This is a genomic window from Acidocella sp., assembly GCF_035535915.1.
Lineage (GTDB): Bacteria > Pseudomonadota > Alphaproteobacteria > Acetobacterales > Acetobacteraceae > Acidocella.
The window spans coordinates 42,868-66,548 of record NZ_DATLPB010000091.1 but is presented as its reverse complement, the minus strand read 5'-3'; the positions used below and the strand labels follow the sequence as shown (position 1 = coordinate 66,548).

Sequence of the window (23,681 nt, the reverse complement as noted above, 5' to 3'; positions counted from 1 at the left end):
CGCAAAAACTTTTGTTTACGCTGGGCCTGAGGCTGTGTCGCTGACAACGCCCGAGGCCCAGCATAACAAAGTTTTTTTGCTACTTTTTGTTCACAAAAAGTAGTGCTTACTTACTGCCCAGCGCCGCCTGCATTTCGGCCCATTCCCGCTTGGTGAGACCGGAAGAGGCCTGGTCCACCGCTTCGCCCGCCAGTTGCCGGCGCAGCACGTCCAGCATCTTCGCCGAGAACGTCACCGCGCCCAGGCGATAGTCGCAGAACGCGGCATAAGACAACGGCGCCCAGGCCTTCACCGTTTCCAGCATTGCCTCGGCATAGACGCGGATTTCATATTGCGCGTGGCGGTCGGCGCGCAGGCGCAGGAAATGGAAGAGGTTGTGCAGGTCGGTCTTCCAGTACCATTGGGTATAGGTATTGAGCGTGAGGTTCATCCGCGCCAGTTCGCGCGCGAGGCCGATATCCTCCTCCAGCATCAGCTCGTAATGCCCGTAGGTCTGCTCGGCATCCTGGCGCAGCAGCGCCAGCACCTGCCGGGCGGTGGCCTCGTCCAGCACCTCGCCCCGGCCCTGGCGATTGTCGATCGACTGCGTCGCGAGCTGGTCCGCCGCCGGCAGGTAATAATCCTTGTCCATGATCGAATAGCGCGCCGAATACTCGTTCACGTTCGCGGTGCGGTGGCGGATCCATTGCCGCGCCACGAAGATCGGCAGCTTCACATGGTATTTGATCTCGCACATCTCGAACGGCGTGGAGTGGTAATGCCGCATCAGGTAACGGATCAGCCCCTCATCCTCGCTGGTCTTGCGGGTGCCGCGCCCATAGGACACGCGCGCCGCCTGCACCACCGCGGCATCGTCGCCCATATAGTCGACGACACGGACAAAGCCGTGATCCAGCACCGGAATGGGGGAGAACAGCATCTCCTCCAAAGCCGGGACAGTGGGGCGGCGCGTCGCATGGCTCTGCGCCCGCGCGGTTTCGATTTCAGTGTTCTGGTCCGGTGTGAGGCTCATGATCCTTCTCTTCCATATCCCCGCCCGATTGCCTATATTGGTCACGCTGGCTTGCCGGCTATGGTGATAAACGGTGCGTGGAATAATCGTTGTGGACCCGGGGGCAGTACCCGGCACCTCCATATATTCCAAGCGGCCCGATTCAGACTGTGCGGCTTCCAGCCGCTCCGTCATCGGGAACGCTTCGGGGTTATGAGGGGGTGAAACAGGCTCGACACGCGTGGTAAAGACCCACCTTTTGCCCGGCATTGTACCGCCGTTATCGGGCTATTTTATAAATGCGAACGATAACAACGTTGCATTCGCGGTCGCTGCCTAACTAGCAGCTAAGCGCGGTTCGGGGGGCACCGGGCAACAGAAGCCCCCCACTTTCCCGCCATCTTCACATTGCCGTTCGAATGCGCACATGATGCAGGCCGCCTCGCACGGCCTGGCGGCTCTTCGGCCGCCTGCACAACCTCGCACAGGGAAATCCGATCGATGGCACAGTCCGAACATATCCATGTCTTTGCGATCCTCACCGCTCAACCGGGCAAGGAGCAGATCCTCCGCGACGCGCTCCTGGCGATGATCGAACCCACCAAGAAGGAACCCGGCTGCATCTCCTATATGCTGCATGAAGACCCGAAGAACCCGGCCGCCTTCTATTTCTTCGAAATCTACCAGGACCAGGCCGCCACCGACTTCCACATGAACTCGCCCTACCTCGCCGCCCTGGTGGAAAAGGTCGGCCCGATCCTCGCCAGCGCGCCGATGATCACCGAGACCAAGCTGATCGCCGGATCGTAAGAAAGAAAAGAAAGCAGCCGCTTTTTTGAAAAAAAGCGGCGCAAAAAACTTTTGTTTACGCTGGGCCTGGGGCGGTGAAACCGGCACGGGTCCAAAGTAAACAAAGTTTTTTGCTGCGCTTCCCTTGTCTGGCTTCCTTCGCACGAAAAAAAAGGCGGCGCACGAAGCGCCGCCAAGTTTAGGGAGGAAACGTCCAAGAAAGACAGGAGAGAAAACTCATCCTGTCGAGGGATTTTATAGGCGATCCGGCGGCTCACTCACAAGCATGCTTTGTGCAGCGCAGTATTGCTGGAATTGGCAGCCAACTGCACCTTGTTTCATAGGGTTCTGCCGTCACGTGCAGATTTCTGCAGAAATCTATATTCCTATCGAGGAACTAGAACGATTACCGCCGCCTGCGCCGCAATGCCCTCGCCGCGCCCGGGAAAGCCAAGCTTCTCCGTGGTCGTCGCCTTCACGGAAATCTGCTCGACGCTCACACCCAGCAGCTCCGCCAGCCGCGCCCGCATCGCCGGCGCATGCGGGGTGATTTTCGGCTGCTCGCAGATCAAGGTGATGTCGGCATTGACCAGTTCGCCGCCCCGGGCGCGGATCCGCTCCGCGGCATGGCGCAGGAAACGGGCGCTATCGGCATCCTTCCAGGCGGCTTCGCTGGGCGGGAAATGCCGGCCGATATCGCCTTCGGCCAGCGCGCCATAAATCGCGTCGCACAACGCATGGATGCCGACATCGGCATCGGAGTGCCCGGCCAGGCCCAGCTCGTGCGGCACGGTGACGCCGCACAGGATCATCGGGCGATTGGGCGCCATGGCGTGGACGTCGAATCCGGTGCCGATACGGGGAATCATGCAAGCTCCTGCTGTTGAAGTTTCGGTGGCAGGTGTGACGAGCCCCGGCAGGCACGTCAACCGGCACCAAACCCGCCCGCAATGCACACATGCACGGCGCGCTTTTTATGCATGTCCAGCGGAAAGGCCGATTGCGCCACACAGGTTCGGTCTGTACTTTGCACAAATCATGAGCAATGATTTTTCTCCCCTCATCAAGCCGCTCACAATCGGCCGCGGCGCGAAGGCGGTGACGCTGGCGACGCCGGTGATTCTGGCGCCGCTCTCCGGCGTTACCGACCTGCCGTTCCGCGCCTTGGCCAAATCGCTCGGCGCCGGGCTGGTGGTTTCGGAGATGATCGCCTCCTGGGCGATGGTGCGGGAGAATCGCAACACCATGCGCATGGCCGAAGTGGTCGCCGGTGGCGGCCCCTCCTCGGTGCAGCTGGCCGGCTGTGACCCCGACGCCATGGCCGAGGCGGCGCGCATCGCCGTTGCCAACGGCGCCGACCTGATCGACATCAATTTCGGCTGCCCGGTGAAGAAGGTCGCGGTCGGCCAGGCCGCCGGCTCGGCGCTGATGCGCGATGAGATGCATGCCGCGCGCATCCTGGAAGCCACCGCCCGCGCCGTGGACGTGCCGGTGACGCTGAAAATGCGCATGGGCTGGGACCATAACAGCCTGAACGCGCCGACGCTCGCGCGCATTGCCGAAGAGTGCGGCATCGCCATGATCACCGTGCACGGCCGCACCCGCCAGCAATTCTACGAAGGCGTGGCCGACTGGGATTTCATCGCCCAGGTCAAGCAGGCGGTGACGCTCCCGGTCATCGTCAATGGCGACATCACCACCGAGCAGAAAGCTGAAACCGCGCTACGCCGCTCCGGCGCGGATGGCGTGATGATCGGCCGCGGCGCCTATGGCCGCCCCTGGTTCCTCAAACAGGTCGCCGATTACCTCACCACCGGCAAGCATACCCCCTCCCCCAGCCTCTCCGAGCAAAAAGCCATTCTCCTTGAACATTACCGCGCGATCCGCGCTTATTTCGGCGAAGGCCCCGGCGTACGGCTGGGCCGCAAACATGTCGCCTGGTACAGCCACGGCCTGCACGGCTCGGCCGCCTTTCGCGCCCAGATGAACCGGCTGGACAACGGCGCCGCGGTGGAACAGCTCATCCACGATTTCTACGACCCGCTGATCGGGGCCGGCTTCGTACGCCAAGACGAAATGGCGCTCGCCGCATGATGGCGGCCAAACGAGTCTTCGGCATGCTCAAGCGCTCCACCGCGCCGGCACAGGCCATCGCTCTCGACCCGGCGCAGATTCTCGGCGCTCTGCCGCTCGCCGTGGCGGTGCTGGACGAGCAGGACAATTTCGTCTCCGTGAACTACGCGGCCGAGGAGTTTTTCGGTTCCTCCCGGGCCATGCTGCTTAATTCCCGTCTCAGCGACATCCTGCCCGCGGACCATCCGGTGTTCCTGGTGCTTGAACGCGCCCGTCACGACGGGCAGACCATCGCCGAGCACGACATGACCCTGGAAAGCCCGCGCATGACCCGGCGCGGCGGTTCGGTGCAGGCCGCGCCGCTGCCGGACCGCCCGAGCTTCGTGGTGCTGACCCTGCAGGACGAATCGGCCGCCCGCGCGCTCGACCAGCAAATGTCCGCCCGCAACGCGGCGCGCAGCATCACCGGCATGGCCGCGATTCTGGCCCATGAGGTGAAGAACCCGCTTTCCGGCATTCGCGGCGCGGCGCAGCTGCTGGAGACCAGCGCCCCGGCGCAGGACCGCGAGCTGGCGGTGCTGATCCGCGACGAGGCCGACCGCATCCGCGCCATGGTCGAGCGCATGGAAACTTTCGGCGAGAAAAAGCTCGAACGCCAGCCCGTGAACATCCACCGCGTGCTCGAGCATGTCCGCCGGCTCGCCGCCTCGGGTTTCGCCGGGCATATCAAATTCGTCGAAAGCTACGACCCCTCGTTGCCGCACGTGTCCGGCAACCGCGACCAGCTGATCCAGGTGCTGCTGAACCTGGTGAAGAACGCGGCCGAGGCGATCGCCGGCGCCGACCGCGCCGACGGCGAGATCCATCTCAGCACCGGCTTCCAACGTGGCGTGCGCCTCACCGCCGCCTCCGGGCGCTCACGCGCCAACCTGCCGCTGTTCGTCGCGGTGCGCGATAACGGCCCGGGCATCCCGGACGATATCCGCCGCCATCTGTTCGAGCCTTTCATCAGCACCAAGGCGGCCGGCAGCGGCCTCGGCCTTGCGTTGGTCGCGAAAATCGTCGCCGACCATGGCGGCCTGATCGATGTCGACAGCCGGCCCGGCTACACCGAATTCCGCATCAACCTGCCGGTCTTCGAAGAACCCCCTGAGAGTAGCATTTGATGACCCTGCCGACCATTCTCATTGCTGATGACGACCGTTCCATCCGCACGGTGCTAACCCAGGCGCTGGGGCGCTCGGGCTACCAGGTGCGCGCCAGCGCCTCGGCGGCCACGCTGTGGCGCTGGGTCGAGGATGGCGAAGGCGACGTGGTCATCACCGACGTGATCATGCCCGACGAGAACGGGCTGGATTTGATCCCCCGCATCCGCCGCATCCGCCCGGAACTGCCGGTGATCGTGATGAGCGCGCAATCCACCCTCACCACCGCGGTGCAGGCCACACAGCGCGGCGCCTTCGATTATCTGCCCAAGCCCTTCGATCTCGGGGATCTGCTCGCGGTGGTCGACCGCGCCCTGAAGCAGCCGATCGCGCCGGCGAGCACGCCGGATGCGGCGAAGCCCGGCCCCGACGACGCGCTGCCGCTGATCGGCCGCAGCCCGGCGATGCAGGAGATCTACCGCATCATCGCCCGGCTCACGACCACCGACCTGACGGTGATGATCAATGGCGAAAGCGGTGCCGGCAAAGAGCTGGTGGCCCGCGCGCTGCACGATTACGGCCGCCGCCGGCAGGGCCCGTTCGTCGCCATCAACATGGCGGCGATCCCGCGCGAACTGATCGAGAGCGAATTGTTCGGCCATGAGCGCGGCGCCTTCACCGGCGCCACCAACCGTCATGTCGGCCGCTTCGAGCAGGCCAATGGCGGCACGCTGTTCCTCGACGAAATCGGCGACATGCCGCCCGAGGCGCAGACCCGCCTGCTGCGCGTGCTGCAGGAGGGCGAGTTCACCACGGTCGGCGGCCGCCAGCCGATCCGCGCCAATGCCCGCATCGTCGCCGCCACCCACCGCGACCTGCGCGCGCTGATCCGCACCGGCCAGTTCCGCGAGGATCTGTTCTACCGCCTGAACGTGGTGCCGATCCGCCTGCCGCCCTTGCGCGAGCGGCCCGACGACATCCCCGTGCTCGCCCAGCATTTCCTCAACAAGGCGCAGAGTGAGGGCCTGCCGGCCAAGACGCTGGACCCCGGCGCCATGGCGCTGCTCTCCGCCTATCGCTGGCCGGGCAATGTGCGCGAACTCGAGAACCTGATCCGCCGGCTCGCCGCCCTGGTGCCGCAGCCGGTCATCACCGAGGCCGTGCTGGCCGAGGAACTCGCCGACTATGCGCCCGCGGAAGAGCCGGTGGAAACCGTCAGCACCAACGACGAGCCGGACAGCATGGCCGCGGTGGTGGAGCGGCATGTAAACCGCCTGCTCGCCGCGATCCGCGAGAGCGGCGAAGAAGGCGTGCTCTATGAACGCGCGCTGGCCGAACTCGAGCGCCCGCTCATCCGCATGACGCTGGCGGAAACCCGCGGCAACCAGATTCGCGCCGCCGCCCTGCTCGGCCTCAACCGCAACACGCTGCGCAAAAAGATCCGCGAACACGGCATCGGCGTGCAGCGCCGGGTCGGCTGATGGCCGCCCGGCCCGAGACAGAAACGCGCTCCTGGTCAAGCAACGTCCTGGACATTCTGCTCGGGCGCCTCTCGACGCTCCTGGTCGCCTCGATCGCGCTCACGCTCGGCATCGCCTCCTTCGCGGTGCTGGCCGGGCGGATCAAGCTGAACGTGCATTCCGGCGCCGCCATCGGCATGATGATGGCCGATTTCGCGGCGCTGCTGATGCTGATCATCGTGCTGGTCGGCCGCGTCACCCGCGTGGTGCTGGAGCACCGGCGCGGCGCCGCCGGAGCGCGGCTGCATGTGCGGCTGGTGCTGCTGTTCGGCGGCGTCGCCGCCGTGCCGGCCATCCTGGTCGCGGTGTTCGCCATCGTCTTCTTCAATTTCGGAGTCCAGGCCTGGTTCAACCAGCGTGTGCAGACCGCGCTCGACGAGAGCAACCAGGTCGCACAGGGCTATCTTTCCGAGCATAACAACGATATTCGGCTGGACGCCCTGGCCATGGCCGGCGACCTCTCCCAGAACGGGTCGGTGTTCTTCGGCGATCCCAACGAGTTCGCCAATTACCTCGAAGTGCAGGTGGCCGAACGCGGCCTGACGGAAGCGGAAATCTTCGGCCCGCAAAGCGGCCTGGTCGCCTCCGCCGGGCTGTTCGGCGGCATCGCCGCCACCATGCCGGATGCGCGCCTCCAGGCGCAGGCCCAGGCCGGCCAGATTCCGGTGATCGCGCCGCCGGGCAGCACCGTGGAACAGGCGGTGATCAAGCTCGACATCACCCCGCCGCTGATGCTGATGATCGAAAAGCCGATCGACCCGGCGATTCTCGACCATGTCCGCCGTACGCAGCAGGCCGTGGCCGAATATCAGCGTCTGTCGCGCAACCGCGCCGGGCTGGAAGTGTCCTTCGCCCTGGTCATCGCCATTCTCACGCTGCTGGTGCTCTCGGCCCTGGTCGGGTTCGGCCTGGTCATCGCCAACCAGATCGCCAAGCCGATCGGCCATCTGATCCGCGCCGCCGAGGATGTACGCGCCGGCGACCTCTCGGTGCGTGTGCCCGAACGCGACACCGGCGACGAGATGGCCGGCCTCTCCCGCGCCTTCAACCGCATGACCGCGCAGCTCGGCGCGCAGCGGGCGGAATTGCTGGACGTGAACGGCCAGCTCGACGAACGCAGGCGCTTCACTGAGACGGTGCTGGCGGGCGTCTCCGCCGGCGTGATCGGCCTGGATCGCAAGGGCCGCATCGGATTGCCGAACCGCGCCGCCTCGGAATTGCTGCGAATCGACCTGGATGCGCAGACTGGCCGCAGTCTCGCCGAAATCGTGCCCGAATTTCAGCCGCTGATGGCCGTCGTGATGGCGAACCCTGAACGCCCGGCGACCGCGGAAATCGAGCATGGCCCGGCGATGCATAAACGCGTGCTGCTGGTGCGCGTCGGCGCGGAAATGAAGACAGGTGTGGTGGTGGGCTTCATCGTGACCTTCGACGATGTCACGGAACTGCTGGCGGCACAGCGCAAGGCCGCCTGGGCGGACGTGGCGCGGCGCATCGCCCACGAAATCAAGAACCCGCTCACCCCGATCCAGCTTTCCGCGGAGCGGCTGAAACGCCGTTTCGCCAAGGAGATCACCTCCGACCCCGAAAGCTTCACCCAATGCGCCGACACGATCGTGCGGCATGTCGGCGATATCGGCCGCATGGTGGATGAGTTTTCCACCTTCGCACGCATGCCGTCGCCGGTGATGCGGCCGGAATCTCTGGAACGCCTCGCCCGCGAGGCGATGGTGCTGCAACGCGTCGCCCATCCGCAGATCGAATGGGCCGTCGAGATCCGGCAAGATCTGCGCGCCATTTGCGACCGGCGGCTGATCGGCCAGGCTTTGACCAATCTGCTGACCAATGCCGCCGACGCGGTCGCCATGCGCGAGGGCGCGAAACATGTCACCTTGCGCCTCCAGGCCGAGGGCGCGAACGCGGTGTTCAGCGTCATCGATGACGGCGTCGGTCTGCCCGAGACCGACCGCGCCCGGCTTACCGAACCTTATGTCACGCATAAGCCGAAAGGCACCGGGCTTGGTCTTGCCATCGTCCGCAAGATCATGGAGGACCATGAAGGCCAACTCGAATTGCTCGAAGGTCCGAATGGCGTGGGCGCGGAAGTGCGCCTGATCCTGCCCGCCTCGCCCGCGGCGCCGGACGCGGCCAAAGCAGAAGATATTAAGGAGTTGCCCGCACGATGACTGAAATCCTGATCGTCGACGACGAGCCGGATATCCGCCTGTTGGTCGAGGCGATTCTGCGCGATGAAGGGTTCGAGGCGCGCACCGCGTCCAGCGCCGACGAGGCGATTGCCGCCTACCGGGCCCGCCGCCCGTCGCTGGTGATTCTCGATGTCTGGCTGCAGGGCTCGAAACTCGACGGGATCGGCATTCTCGATGTGCTGCATCAGGAAGTGCCGCGTGTGCCGGTGGTGATGATCTCCGGCCACGGCACGATCGAGACCGCGGTCGCCGCGATCCAGCGCGGCGCCTACGACTTCATCGAAAAGCCGTTCAATTCCGACCGCCTGTTGCTGGTGGTGCGGCGCGCTTTGGAAGCCGCCAAGCTGGCGGCTGAAAATGCCGAACTGCGCCTACGCGTCGGCAACGATTCCACGCTGACCGGCGAAGGCCACGGCATCGCCTCGCTGCGGGCGGCGATCGACCGCGTCGCCCCCACCGGCTCGCGCGTGCTGATCACCGGCGCGCCCGGTTCCGGCAAGGAGACGGTGGCCCGCCTGATCCACGCCAAGTCCCGCCGCGCCGAGGGACCGTTCGTGGCGCTGAACTGCGCGATCCTGGCGCCGGAGCGGTTCGAGGCCGAATTGTTCGGCGTCGAAGCCGGAGCGGACGGGCAGGATGCGCCGCGCCGGGTCGGCGTGCTCGAGCGCGCCCATGGCGGCACGCTGCTGCTCGACGAGGTCGCCGACATGCCGCTGGAAACCCAGGGCAAGATCGCCCGCGTGTTGCAGGAACAGAGTTTCGAACGGGTCGGCGGCGGCGCGGGCTCGCGGGTGAAAGTCGACATACGGGTGCTGGCCTCCACCGCCAAGGACCTCGCCGGCGCCATCGCCGCCGGCACGTTCCGCGAGGATCTGTATTACCGCCTGGCCGTGGTGCCGCTGCGCGTACCCGCGCTGAAGGAACGGCGCGAGGACATTCCGGAACTGGCGGCAAGCTTCCTCGCCCGCGCCGCGGAAACCTCCGGCTTGCCGGCCCGGGTGCTGGCATCGGACGCCATCGCCGCGCTGCAGGCGCATGACTGGCCGGGCAATGTGCGCCAGCTGCGCAATGTGATGGACTGGCTGATGATCATGCGCAGCGGCGAAACCACGGACCAGTTCCGCGCCGAGCATCTGCCGACCGAACTCTCCGTCCACGCCCCGCGCGCGCTCGCCATCGACCCCTCCGCCGACGTGATGGCCATGCCGCTGCGCGAGGCGCGCGACGTGTTCGAGACGCAATACCTGCAGGCACAATTGCTGCGCTTCGGCGGCAATATCAGCCGCACCGCGAATTTCGTCGGCATGGAACGCAGCGCTTTGCACCGCAAGCTGAAACAGCTCGGCATCGGTTCCGCCGAGGAGCGCGTTCAGGCGTAAGTAAGCAGCCGCTTTTTGAAAAAAGCGGCGCAAAAACTTTTGTTTACGCTGGGCCTGAGACTGTGTCGCTGACAACGCCCCTGGCCCAGCATAACAAAGTTTTTTTGCTACTTTTTGTTCACAAAAAGTAGCCTTTCCTTTTCTTACTTGCCTGCCCTAGCCCTTCGCCGGCGGCTGGGGCTTAGGTCCCAGGGCCTCGCCGCGCAGGGGCAGCGAGATCATCGCGCGCAGGCCGGGATGGTTGTCCGCCAGATGCAGCGTGCCGTGATGAAGTTGCGCGACCGCCGCCACCAGCGCCAGGCCGAGCCCGGAGCCGGCCGTGTTTCGTGCCGTTTCGGCACGGAAAAACCGCTCGGTGGCGCGGTTGCGATCCTCCGGCGAGATGCCGGGGCCGCGATCGGCGATGGTGATCTCGATCACCATCTCTTCCAGCCTGGCGCGAAAATCGATGGTGGTGCCGGGGGCGGTGAATTTCAGCGCGTTGTCGAGCAGGTTCGCCACCGCCTGCTGGATCAGTTCACGGTCGCCCAGCAGCGGCAGCTCGGGGGCGATCTGGGTGTGCAGCGTCAGCCCCCGCTCCTCGGCCACGGCGCGGTACAATTCGTCGATATCGTGCAGCATCGGCGCCAGGTCGGTCTTGCAGAAGGCGGCGCGGCGCGAGCCGGCCTCGATTTCGGCGATCCGCAGCAACGCCTCGAACACGCCGACGATCCCGTCCAGATCCTGGGTGGCCCGCTCGATCGCCGATTGCAGGTCGTCGAGGGAATGCGCATGCAGCGACGCGTCCTCGAGCCGCGTGCGGGCGCGCGTGATCGGCGTGCGCAGATCGTGGGCGATGGCATTGGAGACCTGTCGCACCCCGTCCATGAGCCGGGCGATGCGCTCCAGCATGTCGTTGATGATCTCGGCCAGTTCATCGAACTCGTCGCCATCCCCGGTCTTGGGGATGCGGCGTGTCAGATCGCCGCGGGCGATCGCCCTGGTGGTAGTGGAAATGTCGCGGATCATGCGCCGGAACAGCGAACGGATCAGGATCGCGCCGATGATGCCGAGCGCGAACATCAGGCCCAGCGCCCAGATCAGGCCGTCGCGCAGCACGTTGCGCAGTTCCGCGCGCGCCCGCACATCGCGCCCGACCAGGAGCTGGTCGCCGCCGGGCAGGGTTGAGGCCCGCAGCAGCGCCACCGAATTTACCCCATGGCGCTTCACCGGAAGCTGGTACCAGGTGCTGGTTTCGGTCAGCCCGACCGGCCACTGGTCGAGATTGCCGATGATGCGGTTGCCGAGCGGATCGAGCAGCAGATAAATCCCGTCCGCATCCAGTGCATCGGTCATGCGATCATGGATCGCCGCGATCAGCGACGGCAGGCCACCGGTGGTGAAATGCTCGTTCAGGGCGATCGAATCGTTGCGGATGGAGATTTCCACCTGGCGCTGCAGCAGGCCGACGGTGGAGTACCAGAGCGAGAAAGCCAGCAGGAAGGCCGAGATCCCGAACACCACCGCATAGATCAAGGCGAAGCGGATGCCGGCGGAGCGAATCAGCGGGCGGGAGCGGCGTTTTTGCGGTTGCGCCGCCGCAACCGCCGGCGGCGCAAACCGCCACCACCCTACGCCAGATCGCTGATTCTCCATCAAATCACGCCGCCTGCCGTTATACTTCTTCCGCCTTTAGCATATATCCGGCGTTACGGACCGTATGCAGCAGCGGCAAATCGAACGGCTTATCGATCTTCTGCCGCAACCGCGACACATGCACGTCGATCACGTTGGTCTGCGGGTCGAAATGATAGTCCCATACGCCCTCGAGCAGCATGGTGCGGGTGACCACCTGGCCGGCATGGCGCATCAGATATTCCAACAGGCGGAATTCGCGCGGTTGCAGGTCGATCCGCTGCGTGCCGCGGCGTACTGAGCGCGACAGCAGATCCATCTCCAGGTCGCCCACCACCAGCCGGGTGGTCGGCCCGTCGCTCTTGCCGCGCCGCGTCAGGGCTTCGACACGCGCCAGCAATTCCGCGAACGCGAAAGGCTTGGTCAGATAATCGTCGCCGCCCGCCTTCAGCCCCTTCACGCGGTCGTCGACCTGGCCGAGGGCGGAAAGGAACACCACCGGGGTCGCGTTGTCCTGCGCCCGCAAGGTCTCCAGCAGGCGCAGCCCATCGATCCCGCCGGGCAGCATGCGGTCCAGAATGATCGCATCGAAATTCTCCGACGCGGCAAGAAACAAGCCGTCGCGGCCATTATCGGCGTGCTCCACCGTATGTCCCGCCTCGCGCAGGCCTTTTACCACAAAGCCCGCGACGTCCTTGTCGTCCTCCACGACGAGTATGCGCATCTCTCTACTCTCCCAGTTGAACCGGCCGGCGGTCGATCACGACCGGCAGGTAGGATATATGTTCCTTGTCCTGAATCCCAAGGACTACCTTGGTCCAGGGCGCAATCGAGGCGATCACGCGCGTCAATCCGGCGGCGCCGGATACCGGATGGCCATCCACGGAGACCACCATGTCGCCGCGCTCCAGCCCGGCCCGGTCGGCCGGGCCGCCCGGCTCGACACCGACGATTTCCGCGCCGGCGCGGCTGGACGGCACGTCCTCGACCGACACGCCGAGCCAACCGCGCGAGACGTCGCCATGCGCGATCAGAGCGGCGACGATCGGCCGCGCGCTGTCGCTGGGAATTGCGAAGCCGATGCCGACCGAGCCGCCCGACGGCGAGACGATGGCGGAGCTGATGCCGATCACCTGGCCCTGCATATCAAAGTCGGGGCCGCCGGAATTGCCGGGATTGATCGGCGCGTCGAGCTGCAGGAAATGGTCGAACGGACCGTCGCCGATGTCGCGCCCCTCCGCGGAAATGATGCCGAGCGTAAAGGAATTGCCGAGCGCGAACGGATTTCCCGCGACCAGCGCCCAATCCCCCACCTCGACCGCGGCAGAACGACCCCAATGCGCCACCGGCAGAGGCCGGTGCGCGTCGATTTTCACGAGCGCAATGTCGGTGAGGTCATCGGCCGCCACCATCCTTCCCGGGAAACTCTCGCCATCGTCCAGCGTGACGGTGATTCGCGCCGCGCCCTTCACGACATGGTCGTTGGTGACGATCAGCCCGTCCCGGCTGACAATGAAACCGGAGCCCGCGGCCTCGGAGACCGGCTCGGTCCGGGAGGAAAGCCCTTTGCCCGGCGCCGCCGGAACCTCGGTGGTGACGGCACCCGGCGTTTCGGTCACGGCAATGCCCACGACCACCGGCGCCACCGCCCGCACCAGCGGCGCCAGCGAGGCCGGCGCGCCGCCGAACCGGCCGAGCTGCGCATGCACCGGCGCAGCCATCGCCGTGGCGAAAAACGCGCCCATCAAGGCTGTCGTCTTCAAGGAGGAAGGCGCTGGCCCGATTTTGGCGAGCCATGCGCATTTCGCCGGAATCAGCCGATTCCAGCGAAATGCGTATAGCTCCAGGCGGCGTTTCGAGCAGCGCTCCATAAACAACGCGCAATGCCATCACGCCCGGCGCCATGCAAGCGGTCCTTCGCGGCAAACGCGCCGTCGTCAGCAAAATTGCGCCGCGGGCGTTGACAAGCCACGCCCTCCTTACGAAATCCAGGTTGATCAGGAGGTCCCGCTATGCACAACAGCTCCGTCGACTCCGAGACTCTCGATTTCGAGCATCTGAAGCAGGAATTCAACCGCTTTCGCAGCGAGCTTAGCGAGAAGCTGGGCCCCCATGCCGCCGAGGCCCTGGCGCAGATGAACGCCTATCTGGAGGGCGGCAACGTCACGTCGCGGATCAGCGCGCTGGAGGCCGAATTCGAGCAGCTCGCGGGGCGGCTCAAGGGCACCGGCCAGGACGCCATGGCGCGGCTGGAACGCGGGGTCGAAGCACGGCCATTCACCAGCCTGGCGGTGGCGTTCGGGGTCGGAATCGTCGCCGCGCAGCTTCTGCGCCGCGTCCCCTGAGCCATTCCCGTCATCATGACGCCTCATCTCCCGGCCGGCAGGGCCGGCCGGCGGGTCCGCCGCAACGTATCGGCTGACGGTTCCGCCGCGTGATCAAATGGGCGGTGATCGGGTTCTGTCTGGCCCTCGCCGTGCTCGGCATCCTGCTGGCGGCGAGCGGATGTTTCGTTGCCGCCTTTTATTTGTGGGTGGCGCCGCATCTGGGCAGGCCGGCGGCGGCGGCGGTCACCGGAGCGGTGCTTGTGGTGCTCGCCCTCTGCCTCGCTTTGGCAGGCGGCGCGAGCCTTCGCCGGATGAGGCGGCGGCCGCGCCGCCTGCTCGGTGAGTTCCAAAACACCATCGGGCTGGTGGCCAGGCTGATGCTGGCGCGGGATCCAAAAAAGGCGCTACTCGCCTCCCTGCTCGCTGGCGCGCTCGCCGAATATATCTTGTCACCTGGACGCAAGCGCTGAGCTTCCCATTCCCATTCGACTATTTTTAGCTCGGGGCCCGGCGCCAACCGCGTCAAAAACAATCATTTATTTTGGACAATACAAACAATACAATCTGATTAATTAATCATTTTGTCCGGCCTACGTTCCCTCCAGACAAGGAGGGTTCCCGTGTTCAAACTTACCAAGCCATTCTCGCATCATGATCGTCCGCAGGAGATCATCCGCCAATTCACCCCGAACTGGTTCACCGCCACGATGGGCACCGGCGCCACGGCCCTCGTGCTCAACCAGTTTCCGTTCCCGGTTCCCGGCCTGCACGAAATCACCGGGATGCTCTGGCAGGCCAATATCGTACTGTTCGCGGCGCTAACCCTGCTTTACCTCGCGCGCTGGAGCTTCTTTCCCGAAGGTGCTGCGAAATCCATGCTCCATCCCGTCACGCCGATGGCCCTCGGCGCCATCCCGATGGGCCTCGCCACCATCGTCAACGGTTATCTCGCCTTCGGCATCTCCCGCTACGGCGCCGAAGCCGTGACGATCGCGCAAGCCCTTTGGTACATCGACGCCCTCCTCGCCGTCGGCATCGGCCTGTTCGTGCCGTTCCTGATGTTCACCCGGCAGAAGCACAGCATTGAGACCATGAACGCCGTCTGGCTGCTGCCTTTCGTCGCCTGCGAAGTGACGGCGGCCAGCGGCGGGCTGCTGGCACCCCATCTCACCGACGCCGTCGCCGCCGAACATCTGCTGTTCGCCTCCTATTTGCTCTGGTCGCTGTCGGTGCCGATCGCGCTCAGCATCCTGACCATCCTGTTCCTGCGCCTGGCGCTGCATAAGCTGCCGAAAAGCGACGCCGCGGTCACCACCTGGCTGGCTCTGGGCCCGCTCGGCACCGGTGCGCTTGGCCTGCTGGTGCTCGGCCACGATGCGCCCACCCTCCTCGGCGCGGTCGGCATGGGCGATATCGGCACCGTTGCCTGCGGCATCGGCCTGCTCGGCGGCCTCGTCTTCTGGGGCTATGGCGCCTGGTGGATGACCATGGCCGTGGCGACCACCCTGACCTACCTGCGCGGCGGCCTGCCTTTCAATCTGGGCTGGTGGGGCTTCACCTTCCCCCTCGGCGTGTTCACCCTGGCGACCTTCGCCCTGGGCCAGCAGACCGGCATCGCGGCGTTCACCCTGCTGGGCGCTTTCCTGTCCATCGCCCTCGCAATCCTGTGGCTGACCGTCATGACCCGCACCTTGATCGGCGCGTATCACGGCCGCCTGTTTACGGATCCCGGCCTGGCCGGCACCCCCGCGCCTGTACGTAAAGAAAGGGAAGCAGCCGCTTTTTGAAAAAAGCGGCGCAAAAACTTTATTATGCTGGGTCCGAGGCTGCGTCAGCGCCAACGCCCATGACCCAGCATAACAAAGTTTTTTTGCTACTTTTTGTTCACAAAAAGTAGCGCTTCCTTTCTGTTTTCCTTGCCTTACGCCCGAACGCGCGCTTCCGCGCGCACGGCCTCGGCCTGGCGCAACAGGCGCAGAAAATTGCCGCCCCAGATTTTCTGCAGGCTCTCGCGGTCATAGCCCCGCTTGGCCAGTTCCGCGGTCAGATGCGGCGCCTGCGCGGCGTTCATGAAGCCGTGCACGCCGCCGCCGCCATCGAAATCGGTGCCGATGCCAACATGGTCGATGCCCATGCGGTTGACCGCGTAATCGACATGGTCGGCGATGTCCGCCACGGTGAGATCGGCGGCGCGCGCCTTGAGCCGCAGGAAACCGGAAACGATAGTGACCTGCGCCAGGCCGCCGGTCGCCTTCAGCATGTCGAGCTGCTCGTCGTCGAGATTGCGCGGATGGTCGCACAGAGCGCGCATGCAGGAATGGGTGGCGAGGACCGGCGTGGCGGAGCATTCCGCCGCCTGCATCATGGTGGATTTCGCGGCGTGCGAGACATCGACGAGAATGCCGAGCTGGTTCATGCGCGCGATCACCTCGCGGCCGAAGGCCGAGAGCCCGCCATGCTCGGCCTGGGCGTCGTTCAGATCCTGCCGGGGAATCGCCGCGTCAGCGATGGCGTTATGGCCGTTATGGGTCAGCGTAATGTAGCGGATGCCGCGCTGGGCGAAGCCGTCGAGCCGGCTGAGATCCGTGCCCAGCGCGTATCCATTTTCGATGGCGGGGATGATGGCGGTTTTCCGCGCCGCGAAAGCCGCCTCCACCGCGGCGGCGGTCGTGGCCATCACGCCCCCGGAACCATCCGCCGGCGCCATCGCCGCGATCGCGTCCAGCATGGCGCTGGCCCTGGCGGCCGCTTCTTCGTGCCCGGCCGCATCGCGCGGCCCTTGCGGCACGTAGGCGGCGAAGCACACGGCGGCGACGCGGCCGGCGCGCAATTTCGGCAGATCGACACAGCGCGCGCCATTCTCGAACGGGCTCGGCCCGTGCGGCCAGGGAATGTCGACATGGGTGTCGATGGCGAGGAGGCCGTCATGCGGATCGGTCAACATCATGCGGCATCGTCCAGCGCCCGGCGGCCAGCGTCAAGCGCTTTGCGCATGACCGACGGCAGCGAAGCCGTCGCCGCCGGGGCCCGCAGCGCCGAGTCGGGCAATTTTTCGCGCGCCACCCGCACGCTTAGCGTCAGGGCGAAATGAGTGAACACATGTTCGATCGCCCCGGCATCGCGCCATTGCGTGGCGATCGGCGGCGCCTCGGGCAAGGCCAGCATGCCGCCGAGCAGCCCGCGCGGCGGCCGGCGGATCAGGAACACCTCGTCAGATTCATCCAGCAGCACGTAAGCGATTCCGGTGCGGCGCGGCTTGGCCGGTTTCTTGGCCCGACGCGGCAGCTCCGCTTCGATGCCGCGTGCCTGCGCGGCGCAATGCCCCATCCAGGGGCAGATGCCGCAGGCCGGGCTGCGCGGGGTGCAGATGGTAGCGCCGAGATCGAACAAAGCCTGCGCGAAATCCCCCGGCGCTGCCCGCGCGGCATCATCCTCCATCAGCCGGCCCGCCGCGGTGGCGATGGCCGGCTTGCCTGCGGGAAGCTCTGCCTCGATCGCGAAAATTCGTGACGCGACACGTTCGATGTTCCCGTCCACCGGCAGGGCCGGAACCTGAAAAGCGATCGCGCCGATGGCGTTGGCGGTGTAAGGGCCGATGCCGGGCAGCGCGCGCAGCCCTTCGATGGTGCGGGGAAACCCGCCCAGCGCCGTCACCGCCTGGGCGCAGGCATGCAGGTTGCGGGCCCGGGCGTAATAGCCAAGCCCCGCCCACATTCCCAGCACCTCATCGAGCGGGGCGGCGCCGAGTCGCTCGATGCTGGGGTAAGAGCTAAGAAATTTCGCGTAATATGGGATTACGGTGGCCACCACGGTCTGCTGCAGCATGATCTCGGAGAGCCAGACATGGTATGGGTCGGCGGCACCCCCCGGCGGCGACCGCCAGGGCAGATGCCGCCGATGGGCGGCGTACCAGGACAGGAGGTTTGAGGCCGGTGGTATTGGGGACGGAGAAGAAGAAGCGGGTTTCACGCCAACAGGATGTGCCGTTGCCCGAGGCGCCGCGCAACTATGCCCCGCGCGGCATTGCCGCGCTGCTGGCGCCGGTGGTGCGTCCGGCGTTCCGCAAGCGCGCCCCGGCCGCGGCGCAATTGCTGGCGGATTGGCGCCAACTCGCCGGGCCGGAACTCTATGCGCGCACGACGCCATTGAAATTCGCCGGCGGCACGCTCACCCTCGGCTGCACCGGCCCGACCGCGATGGAGCTGCAGATGGCGGAAGCGCAGATCATCGAACGCCTCAACCTCGCCCTCGGGCAGAAACTGGTGGAGCGGTTGCGCTTCCTACAGCAAACGCCGCGCCACGCCGCGCCGCGCCCGGCCCGACTCGGGCCCGCCGCCATCGAGCCGCCCGCGAATCTTCCCGAGGGGCCACTTGGCGAAGCTTTGGCGGCGCTGTACCGCGGTATGAAGAGCCGCTCGTAAATTTACGAGTCGACGCGGCCGAGAAAATCCGCTTACACTATATTTAGAGGTAATTATGCGTTTATTTCGCCGTTCCGTACTATCTCTAGTGGGCGCAAGCGTCATTGCCCCGTCTGCGTTCGCCGCCGCGAGCAGCTCGTCGAGCGCCACCCCCTTCAGCGAGCGGTCGATCGGTTCACCCACCGCGCCGGTGACGGCCATCGAATATTTCTCCCTCACCTGCACGCATTGCGCGGAATTCGGCACGGTGACGATGCCGCAGGTAAAGCCGAACCTGGTCGATACCGGCAAGCTCAGGATCATTTACCGGGATTTCCCGCTCGACGACGTGGCCCTGATGGCCGCCCAGGTGGCGCGCTATCTGCCGGTTGACCAATATTACCCGTTCATCGAGGCGCTGTTCGCCGGCCAGAATGACTGGGCCTTCGCGCCGGGCGTGAACTACAAGCAGAGCATCTACAAATATGCCGCGCTCGCCGGCATGGACCAGGAAACCTACAACGCTGCCCTGGCCGACACCAAGCTGCGCGCCTTTATCCTCAACGAGCAGCAGGTGGCGGAGAAAAAATACAACGTCAACGCCACGCCGACCTTCATCATCAACGGCAAGATCATGCCCGGCGCGATGGATTATGCCGATTTCCGCGCCGCGGTGAACGCCGCCTCGTAAGGAGCCAGGAGTGCCCGCCCGTTTCGCCCGCCTGCGCATCGCCGGCTTCAAGAGCTTCGCGGATGCGACCACCGTGGAAATCCTGCCGGGATTGACCGGGGTGGTGGGGCCGAACGGCTGCGGCAAGTCCAACGTCATCGAAGCGCTGCGCTGGGCCATGGGCGAATCCAATGCCCGCCAGATGCGCGGCGCGGAGATGGAGGATGTGATTTTCGCCGGGACCGCCGGCCGCTCCTCCCGCAGCCTCGCGGAAGTGACGCTGACGCTGGAGGAGACCGCCGGGCTCGCCCCGCCCCCGTTCGACGCGCCGGACCTGGAAATTTCCCGGAAGATCGAACGCGGCGCGGGCAGCACCTACCGGGTGAACGGCAAGGAGGCCCGCGCCCGCGACGTGCAGACCTTGTTCGCCGACCTCGCTTCCGGCGCCCGCGCCTCGGCGATGGTGAGCCAGGGCCGCGTCGGCGCGCTGGTGAACGCCAACCCGAATGAACGCCGCGCGTTGCTCGAAGAGGCCGCCGGCATCACCGGCCTGCATGCCCGCCGCCATGAAGCCGAGCTCAAGCTCAAGCAGGCCGAGCAGAACCTGACCCGCGCCGACGACCTGAAAGGCCAGATCGAGGCGCGGCTGGCCGAGCTGAAACGCCAGGCGCGCCAGGCCAGCCGCTATCGCAACCTGTCCGGCGCGATCCGCGCCGCCGAGGCCGAACTGCTGGCGCTCCAGCAGGCCCTGGCCGTGGCCGCGCGGGAAACCGCGCAGGCCGCCTTCGCCGCCGCCGAGGCCGCCGTGGCCGCAACCGCCGCGCAAGCCGAGCAGGCCGCCGCCCGCGCCGCCGCGGCGGAAACCGCCTTGCCCGCATTGCGCGAAGAGGAAGCCGCTTCCCGCACCGCCTTGGAGCGCGCGCGCATCGCCAGCGAGCAATCCGCCGAGGTGGAAAACCGCGCCCGCGCCGCGTTGAACGAGGCCCGCGCGCGCCTCGACGCTTTGACCCGCGACCACGGCCACGCGCAGAAACTCGTCGCCGACGCCACCGCCGCGCGCGCCCGCCTGGAAGAAGAACAAACGCGGCTGACGCAGGAACAGGCGGCCACGCCGGCAGCTTTGGCGGAAGCCGAGGAAGCCGAGGCAACCGCGTTGGAGGCGGTGCGCGGCGCCGAAGCCGATGCCACCCGCGCCACCGAGGATGCCGCGCGCATCGCCGCCGAGTCGGAAGCGGCGCGCCGCGCCTTGGCCGAGGCCGAGCAACGCGCCCGCCGCGCCACGCTGCGTTTTGCCGAGGTTGATGCCGAATACAAAAAGATCGCCGCGACGCTGATCCCGCCCGAGCGCGTCGCCGCCGCCGAAACCGAGCGCGCCGAAGCCGAAACCGCCTTGACCGCCGCCCGCGAGGCGGTCACCCAAGCCGAAGCCGCCCGCACCCAGGCCGAGGCCGGGCTTGCGCAATCCCGCGCCCAGGCCGCCGAGGCGGAGGCCGCCGCGACCAAAAGCAACGCGGAATATGACGCGCTGGCGGCGATCCTGGCGCAGAAATTCGGCCGCGAAGGCAAGCCGGTGCTCGACGAGCTGCAGGTGCCGGACGGGCTGGAAACCGCCCTCGGCGCTGCGTTGCGCGAGGAACTTTCCGCCTCCGCCGACGAAGCCGCCGCACGCCACTGGCGGCACCTGCCGGATCTTGAGCACGCGGCTCCGACAATCAAATCCTTCGCGGAGATCGTCACCGGCCCGGCGGCGCTGGCTCGCGCTCTGTCGCATATCCTGCTCCTCCCCGACGGTGCCGACGGCAACGCGCACCAGGCCAGCCTGACACCGGGGCAGATCCTGGTCTCGCGCGAGGGCGCGGTGTGGCGGTGGGACGGGTACACCATGCGCGCCGGCGCCAAATCCGAGGCGGCGGTGCGGCTGGCGCAGCGCAACCGCCTTTCCGTGCTTGAGCGCGAGCGTAGCGGCGCGCGGCAGAAAGCCGAGGAAGTGCGCGCCGCGCGCCAGCGGGCCGAGCAGGCTGAGCGCGAGGCCCGCAGCGCCGAAGCCGCCGCGCGTGAGGCGCGCCGCAACGCCGAGCAGCGTTTCGACCGCGCCCGCAACGAGGCGATCCGCCTGACCTCCGAGGCCGACCGCCTCGCCGCCCGCCATGCCCAGGCGCAGGCGCAGCATCACCAGATGGAAACCGAGGCAACGGAGGCGCAAGCCGCTTTCGCCGCCGTGCAGGCCAACGCCGCGCAACTGCCCGACGCGCAGGTGGCGCGCGCCACGGTGGAGAAGGCCCGCGCGGTTCTGACTGCCGCCCGCCAGGCCGAATCCGCGACGCGGACCAGGCGCGAATCCCTGCGCAGCGCCGAGGCCGCGCGCACCCGCCGGCTGGAAACGCTGGGCCGGGAAATGAACGACTGGCACGAACGCGGGCGCGACGCAGGAGACCGCCTCGCCGACCTCGCGGCCCGGCATGAGGAGGCGAAAAACGCCATCGCCGCCCTGGAGGCCGCGCCGAGCGAGGCCGCCCGTGCCCGTGAAGCGGCCAAGGGCGATCTGGCCGACGCCGACGAATTGCACCGCCGCGCCGCCGAAACCTTGCGCAAGGCCCAGGCCGACGCCGACACCGCCGCCCGCGCCGCGCGCAAGGCCGAGAGCGACATGAGCAGCGCCCGCGAAGCCCGCGCCCGCGAGGAAGGCAACATCACCGCCGCCAACCATGCCTGGGGCACCGTCGCCGAACGCATCCTGGAACGGCTCGGCGTGAATCCCACCCTGCCGGAACTGCCCGCCGATCTCTCGCCCGATTCGGAAGAGAAAGCCAAACGCCGCTTCGAACGCCTGACGCGCGAGCGCGAGGAAATGGGCCCGGTGAACCTGCGCGCGGAAATCGAGGCCGGCGAGGCCGAAGAGGCCATCGCCACCATCGACCGCGAGCGCGACGAGATCACCACCGCCATCGCCAAGCTGCGCGGCTCCATCGGCCATTTGAACCGCGAAGGGCGCGAACGCCTCACCGCCGTGTTCAAACAGGTGGACGAACATTTCCAGGCTCTGTTCACCCGCATGTTCAACGGCGGCAAGGCGCATCTGGGGATGGTCGGCTCCGACGACCCGCTGGAAGCCGGGCTGGAAATCTACGCCCAGCCGCCGGGCAAGAAACTCAGCACGCTCTCGCTGCTCTCCGGCGGCGAACAGGCGCTCACCGCCCTCTCGCTGATTTTCGCGGTGTTCAAATGCAACCCCGCGCCGATCTCGGTGCTGGACGAGGTGGACGCGCCGCTCGACGACGCCAACGTGGAACGCTTCTGCACCCTGCTGGAAGACATGGTCCGCGAAACCGGCACACGCTTCCTGGTCGTCACCCACCACCACCTCACCATGGCGCGCATGGACCGGCTCTACGGCGTGACCATGCAGGAACGCGGCATCTCCCGCCTGCTCTCGGTCGATCTGTCCCGCGCGGTGCAAATGGTCGAGCCGGACCGGATGGCGGCGGAGTAAGGAAGTAAGAAAGCAGCCGCTTTTTGAAAAAAGCGGCGCAAAAACTTTTTTGACGCTGGGCCTGGGGCATTGAAACCAGCACGGCCCAAGTGAACGAAGAAGGGCAAATCCCGTTCCTTTGTTCGATCCGCAAAACGCCTGTTCCTTCGTCCCGACCTGCCACAGACAAGCTACCGCGCGGAGATGTTCGAGGCCACCGCGAAGCGGCGCGCAGCGTCCTTGACAACATCGAGCACGGTAGCAGGCTAGTGCGAGGTCGAGGCGTGCCAGCGGCTCATTCCCAAACGAGGCAAGACGGGCCGAGAGCGGTCGGTCCGCTTCGGGGTTAAAATCGTGGAAAACAGGCATGGATTGGATGCGTCCCATTGGCTGCAGTCGATCCCAACCCAGCCATTCGCGGGCACTGTTCGCGCCCGAATTTGAACTGACACCAGAACATTGAAATTTTTCCCTGGACGGTCGAAAATAGGGGCGAAAGGAACCGTTTATATGAGACTGCCCCGCCTATGCCTGTTTGCCCTGCCGTTGGCCCTTGCCGCCTGCAATGCCAATGGCAACCGTGCGCAAGGGGATTTCAACGCAGCCGGCAATAATCTTGGCCAAGGCCATATTGGCAGCGGTTTCAATGACATCGGCCGGGGTTTTAGCAACGGTGCCAAGGCCACGGGCGACGCCATTGTGCATACGGCGCATCAGGTGGGGAACGCGTTCAGCCAATAAGCTCAAGCGCCCGCTGCAAAATGCCGGCGGCTCCAACGGGAGCCAATCAAGTCGTGCCCCTATTCGACTTCAGGACGGGTTCCCAAGACGCCGAAGGCGATTTCACCGCCCTCGTGGTCGTAAGCCTCGACGATCCGCTATTCGGCAAGGTTCATATCGCCACTACCAGATACTGGCTCAAATTCATCCACGCCACCTAATAGCAGTTGGTCAGTAAACGACCCAGGACGGCCATGCCGCTGGATGGACGGCTGGCGGTTTATGGGTGAAGAGGGCCGAAAGCGGGATGGCAGCTTTAGAGTTATTTCTATGGATGAGCGGACGGTCGTCGCTTACGGGAATATGGGACAACTTTG

19 protein-coding genes, 1 other RNA gene and 1 pseudogene are annotated in these 23,681 nt (G+C 66.1%); 13 read left to right on the top strand and 8 right to left on the bottom strand.

Going from position 1 to position 23,681, the window contains the following annotated elements; translation table 11 throughout:
* Window positions 1-106: 106 nt before the first annotated feature.
* Complete coding sequence (gene thyX / locus VNC39_RS11990; protein WP_325399489.1) at window positions 107-1,012, bottom strand: FAD-dependent thymidylate synthase; 906 nt, start codon at window positions 1,010-1,012, stop codon at window positions 107-109.
* A gap of 6 nt (window positions 1,013-1,018) precedes the next feature.
* Between thyX and ssrA the strand changes: the two genes are divergently transcribed.
* Window positions 1,019-1,382: a transfer-messenger RNA gene (ssrA, locus tag VNC39_RS11985) on the top strand.
* Between the two features lie 110 nt (window positions 1,383-1,492).
* Window positions 1,493-1,801: a putative quinol monooxygenase gene (locus VNC39_RS11980; protein WP_325399487.1), complete on the top strand. Its 309-nt coding sequence runs from the start codon at window positions 1,493-1,495 to the stop codon at window positions 1,799-1,801.
* Window positions 1,802-2,166: 365 nt separating this feature from the next.
* Here VNC39_RS11980 and ispF read toward each other — a convergent pair.
* Window positions 2,167-2,649, bottom strand: a pseudogene (gene ispF / locus VNC39_RS11975) (2-C-methyl-D-erythritol 2,4-cyclodiphosphate synthase); the annotation flags it as partial.
* 169 nt (window positions 2,650-2,818) lie between these two features.
* Between ispF and dusB the strand changes: the two are divergent.
* The 5 genes from dusB to VNC39_RS11950 are packed head-to-tail and all read left to right on the top strand — an operon-like array spanning window position 2,819 to window position 10,104.
* On the top strand, window positions 2,819-3,874 hold the full coding sequence (dusB, locus tag VNC39_RS11970; RefSeq protein ID WP_325399485.1) for a tRNA dihydrouridine synthase DusB: 1,056 nt from the start codon (window positions 2,819-2,821) through the stop codon (window positions 3,872-3,874).
* A 23-nt stretch (window positions 3,875-3,897) separates the two neighbouring features.
* Window positions 3,898-5,019 (top strand): two-component system sensor histidine kinase NtrB, encoded by a 1,122-nt coding sequence (locus VNC39_RS11965; protein ID WP_408840656.1) that lies wholly within the window; start codon window positions 3,898-3,900, stop codon window positions 5,017-5,019.
* Window positions 5,019-6,479 (top strand): nitrogen regulation protein NR(I), encoded by a 1,461-nt coding sequence (gene ntrC / locus VNC39_RS11960; protein WP_325399481.1) that lies wholly within the window; start codon window positions 5,019-5,021, stop codon window positions 6,477-6,479. The genes VNC39_RS11965 and ntrC overlap by 1 nt, the downstream gene beginning before the upstream one ends.
* Complete coding sequence (locus VNC39_RS11955; protein ID WP_325399479.1) at window positions 6,479-8,704, top strand: sensor histidine kinase NtrY-like; 2,226 nt, start codon at window positions 6,479-6,481, stop codon at window positions 8,702-8,704. Before ntrC ends, VNC39_RS11955 begins: the two co-directional genes overlap by 1 nt.
* Complete coding sequence (locus VNC39_RS11950; protein ID WP_325399477.1) at window positions 8,701-10,104, top strand: sigma-54-dependent transcriptional regulator; 1,404 nt, start codon at window positions 8,701-8,703, stop codon at window positions 10,102-10,104. The genes VNC39_RS11955 and VNC39_RS11950 overlap by 4 nt, the downstream gene beginning before the upstream one ends.
* A 156-nt stretch (window positions 10,105-10,260) precedes the next feature.
* On the opposite strand, the gene VNC39_RS11945 is transcribed toward VNC39_RS11950, so the two are convergent.
* Genes VNC39_RS11945 through VNC39_RS11935 form a run of 3 tightly spaced genes read right to left on the bottom strand, consistent with a single transcriptional unit; the run spans window position 10,261 to window position 13,481 of the window.
* Window positions 10,261-11,739 carry a sensor histidine kinase gene (locus VNC39_RS11945; protein WP_325399509.1) on the bottom strand — a complete coding sequence of 493 codons (1,479 nt, stop codon included), beginning with the start codon at window positions 11,737-11,739 and terminating at the stop codon, window positions 10,261-10,263.
* 19 nt (window positions 11,740-11,758) lie between these two features.
* Window positions 11,759-12,442 (bottom strand): response regulator transcription factor, encoded by a 684-nt coding sequence (locus VNC39_RS11940; RefSeq protein ID WP_325399475.1) that lies wholly within the window; start codon window positions 12,440-12,442, stop codon window positions 11,759-11,761.
* Between the two features lie 4 nt (window positions 12,443-12,446).
* A complete protein-coding gene (locus VNC39_RS11935) occupies window positions 12,447-13,481 on the bottom strand; it encodes a S1C family serine protease (protein WP_325399474.1) in 1,035 nt (344 codons plus the stop codon).
* Between the two features lie 249 nt (window positions 13,482-13,730).
* Between VNC39_RS11935 and VNC39_RS11930 the strand changes: the two genes are divergently transcribed.
* The 3 genes from VNC39_RS11930 (at window position 13,731) to VNC39_RS11920 (ending at window position 15,832) form a co-directional block, all read left to right on the top strand.
* A complete protein-coding gene (locus tag VNC39_RS11930; RefSeq protein WP_325399472.1) occupies window positions 13,731-14,063 on the top strand; it encodes a hypothetical protein in 333 nt (110 codons plus the stop codon).
* Window positions 14,064-14,152: 89 nt separating this feature from the next.
* Entirely contained in the window at window positions 14,153-14,515 is a 363-nt protein-coding gene (locus tag VNC39_RS11925) for a hypothetical protein (RefSeq protein ID WP_325399470.1), read from the top strand.
* A 150-nt stretch (window positions 14,516-14,665) separates the two neighbouring features.
* Entirely contained in the window at window positions 14,666-15,832 is a 1,167-nt protein-coding gene (locus tag VNC39_RS11920) for a TDT family transporter (protein WP_325399468.1), read from the top strand.
* Between the two features lie 134 nt (window positions 15,833-15,966).
* Here VNC39_RS11920 and VNC39_RS11915 read toward each other — a convergent pair whose 3' ends face one another.
* Window positions 15,967-16,989: a dipeptidase gene (locus VNC39_RS11915; protein WP_325399507.1), complete on the bottom strand. Its 1,023-nt coding sequence runs from the start codon at window positions 16,987-16,989 to the stop codon at window positions 15,967-15,969.
* Window positions 16,989-17,870 carry an A/G-specific adenine glycosylase gene (locus VNC39_RS11910; RefSeq protein WP_325399466.1) on the bottom strand — a complete coding sequence of 294 codons (882 nt, stop codon included), beginning with the start codon at window positions 17,868-17,870 and terminating at the stop codon, window positions 16,989-16,991. Before VNC39_RS11910 ends, VNC39_RS11915 begins: the two co-directional genes overlap by 1 nt.
* Before the next feature lie 107 nt (window positions 17,871-17,977).
* On the opposite strand from VNC39_RS11910, the gene VNC39_RS11905 reads away from it, so the two are divergent.
* The 3 genes from VNC39_RS11905 to smc are packed head-to-tail and all read left to right on the top strand — an operon-like array spanning window position 17,978 to window position 22,605.
* A complete protein-coding gene (locus VNC39_RS11905) occupies window positions 17,978-18,466 on the top strand; it encodes a DUF721 domain-containing protein (protein ID WP_325399464.1) in 489 nt (162 codons plus the stop codon).
* Window positions 18,467-18,521: 55 nt separating this feature from the next.
* Window positions 18,522-19,136: a DsbA family protein gene (locus VNC39_RS11900; protein ID WP_325399462.1), complete on the top strand. Its 615-nt coding sequence runs from the start codon at window positions 18,522-18,524 to the stop codon at window positions 19,134-19,136.
* Window positions 19,137-19,146: 10 nt separating this feature from the next.
* Window positions 19,147-22,605: a chromosome segregation protein SMC gene (smc, locus tag VNC39_RS11895; protein WP_325399461.1), complete on the top strand. Its 3,459-nt coding sequence runs from the start codon at window positions 19,147-19,149 to the stop codon at window positions 22,603-22,605.
* A 504-nt stretch (window positions 22,606-23,109) separates the two neighbouring features.
* Here smc and VNC39_RS11890 read toward each other — a convergent pair.
* Window positions 23,110-23,331 (bottom strand): hypothetical protein, encoded by a 222-nt coding sequence (locus VNC39_RS11890; protein WP_325399459.1) that lies wholly within the window; start codon window positions 23,329-23,331, stop codon window positions 23,110-23,112.
* Window positions 23,332-23,681 lie beyond the last annotated feature (350 nt).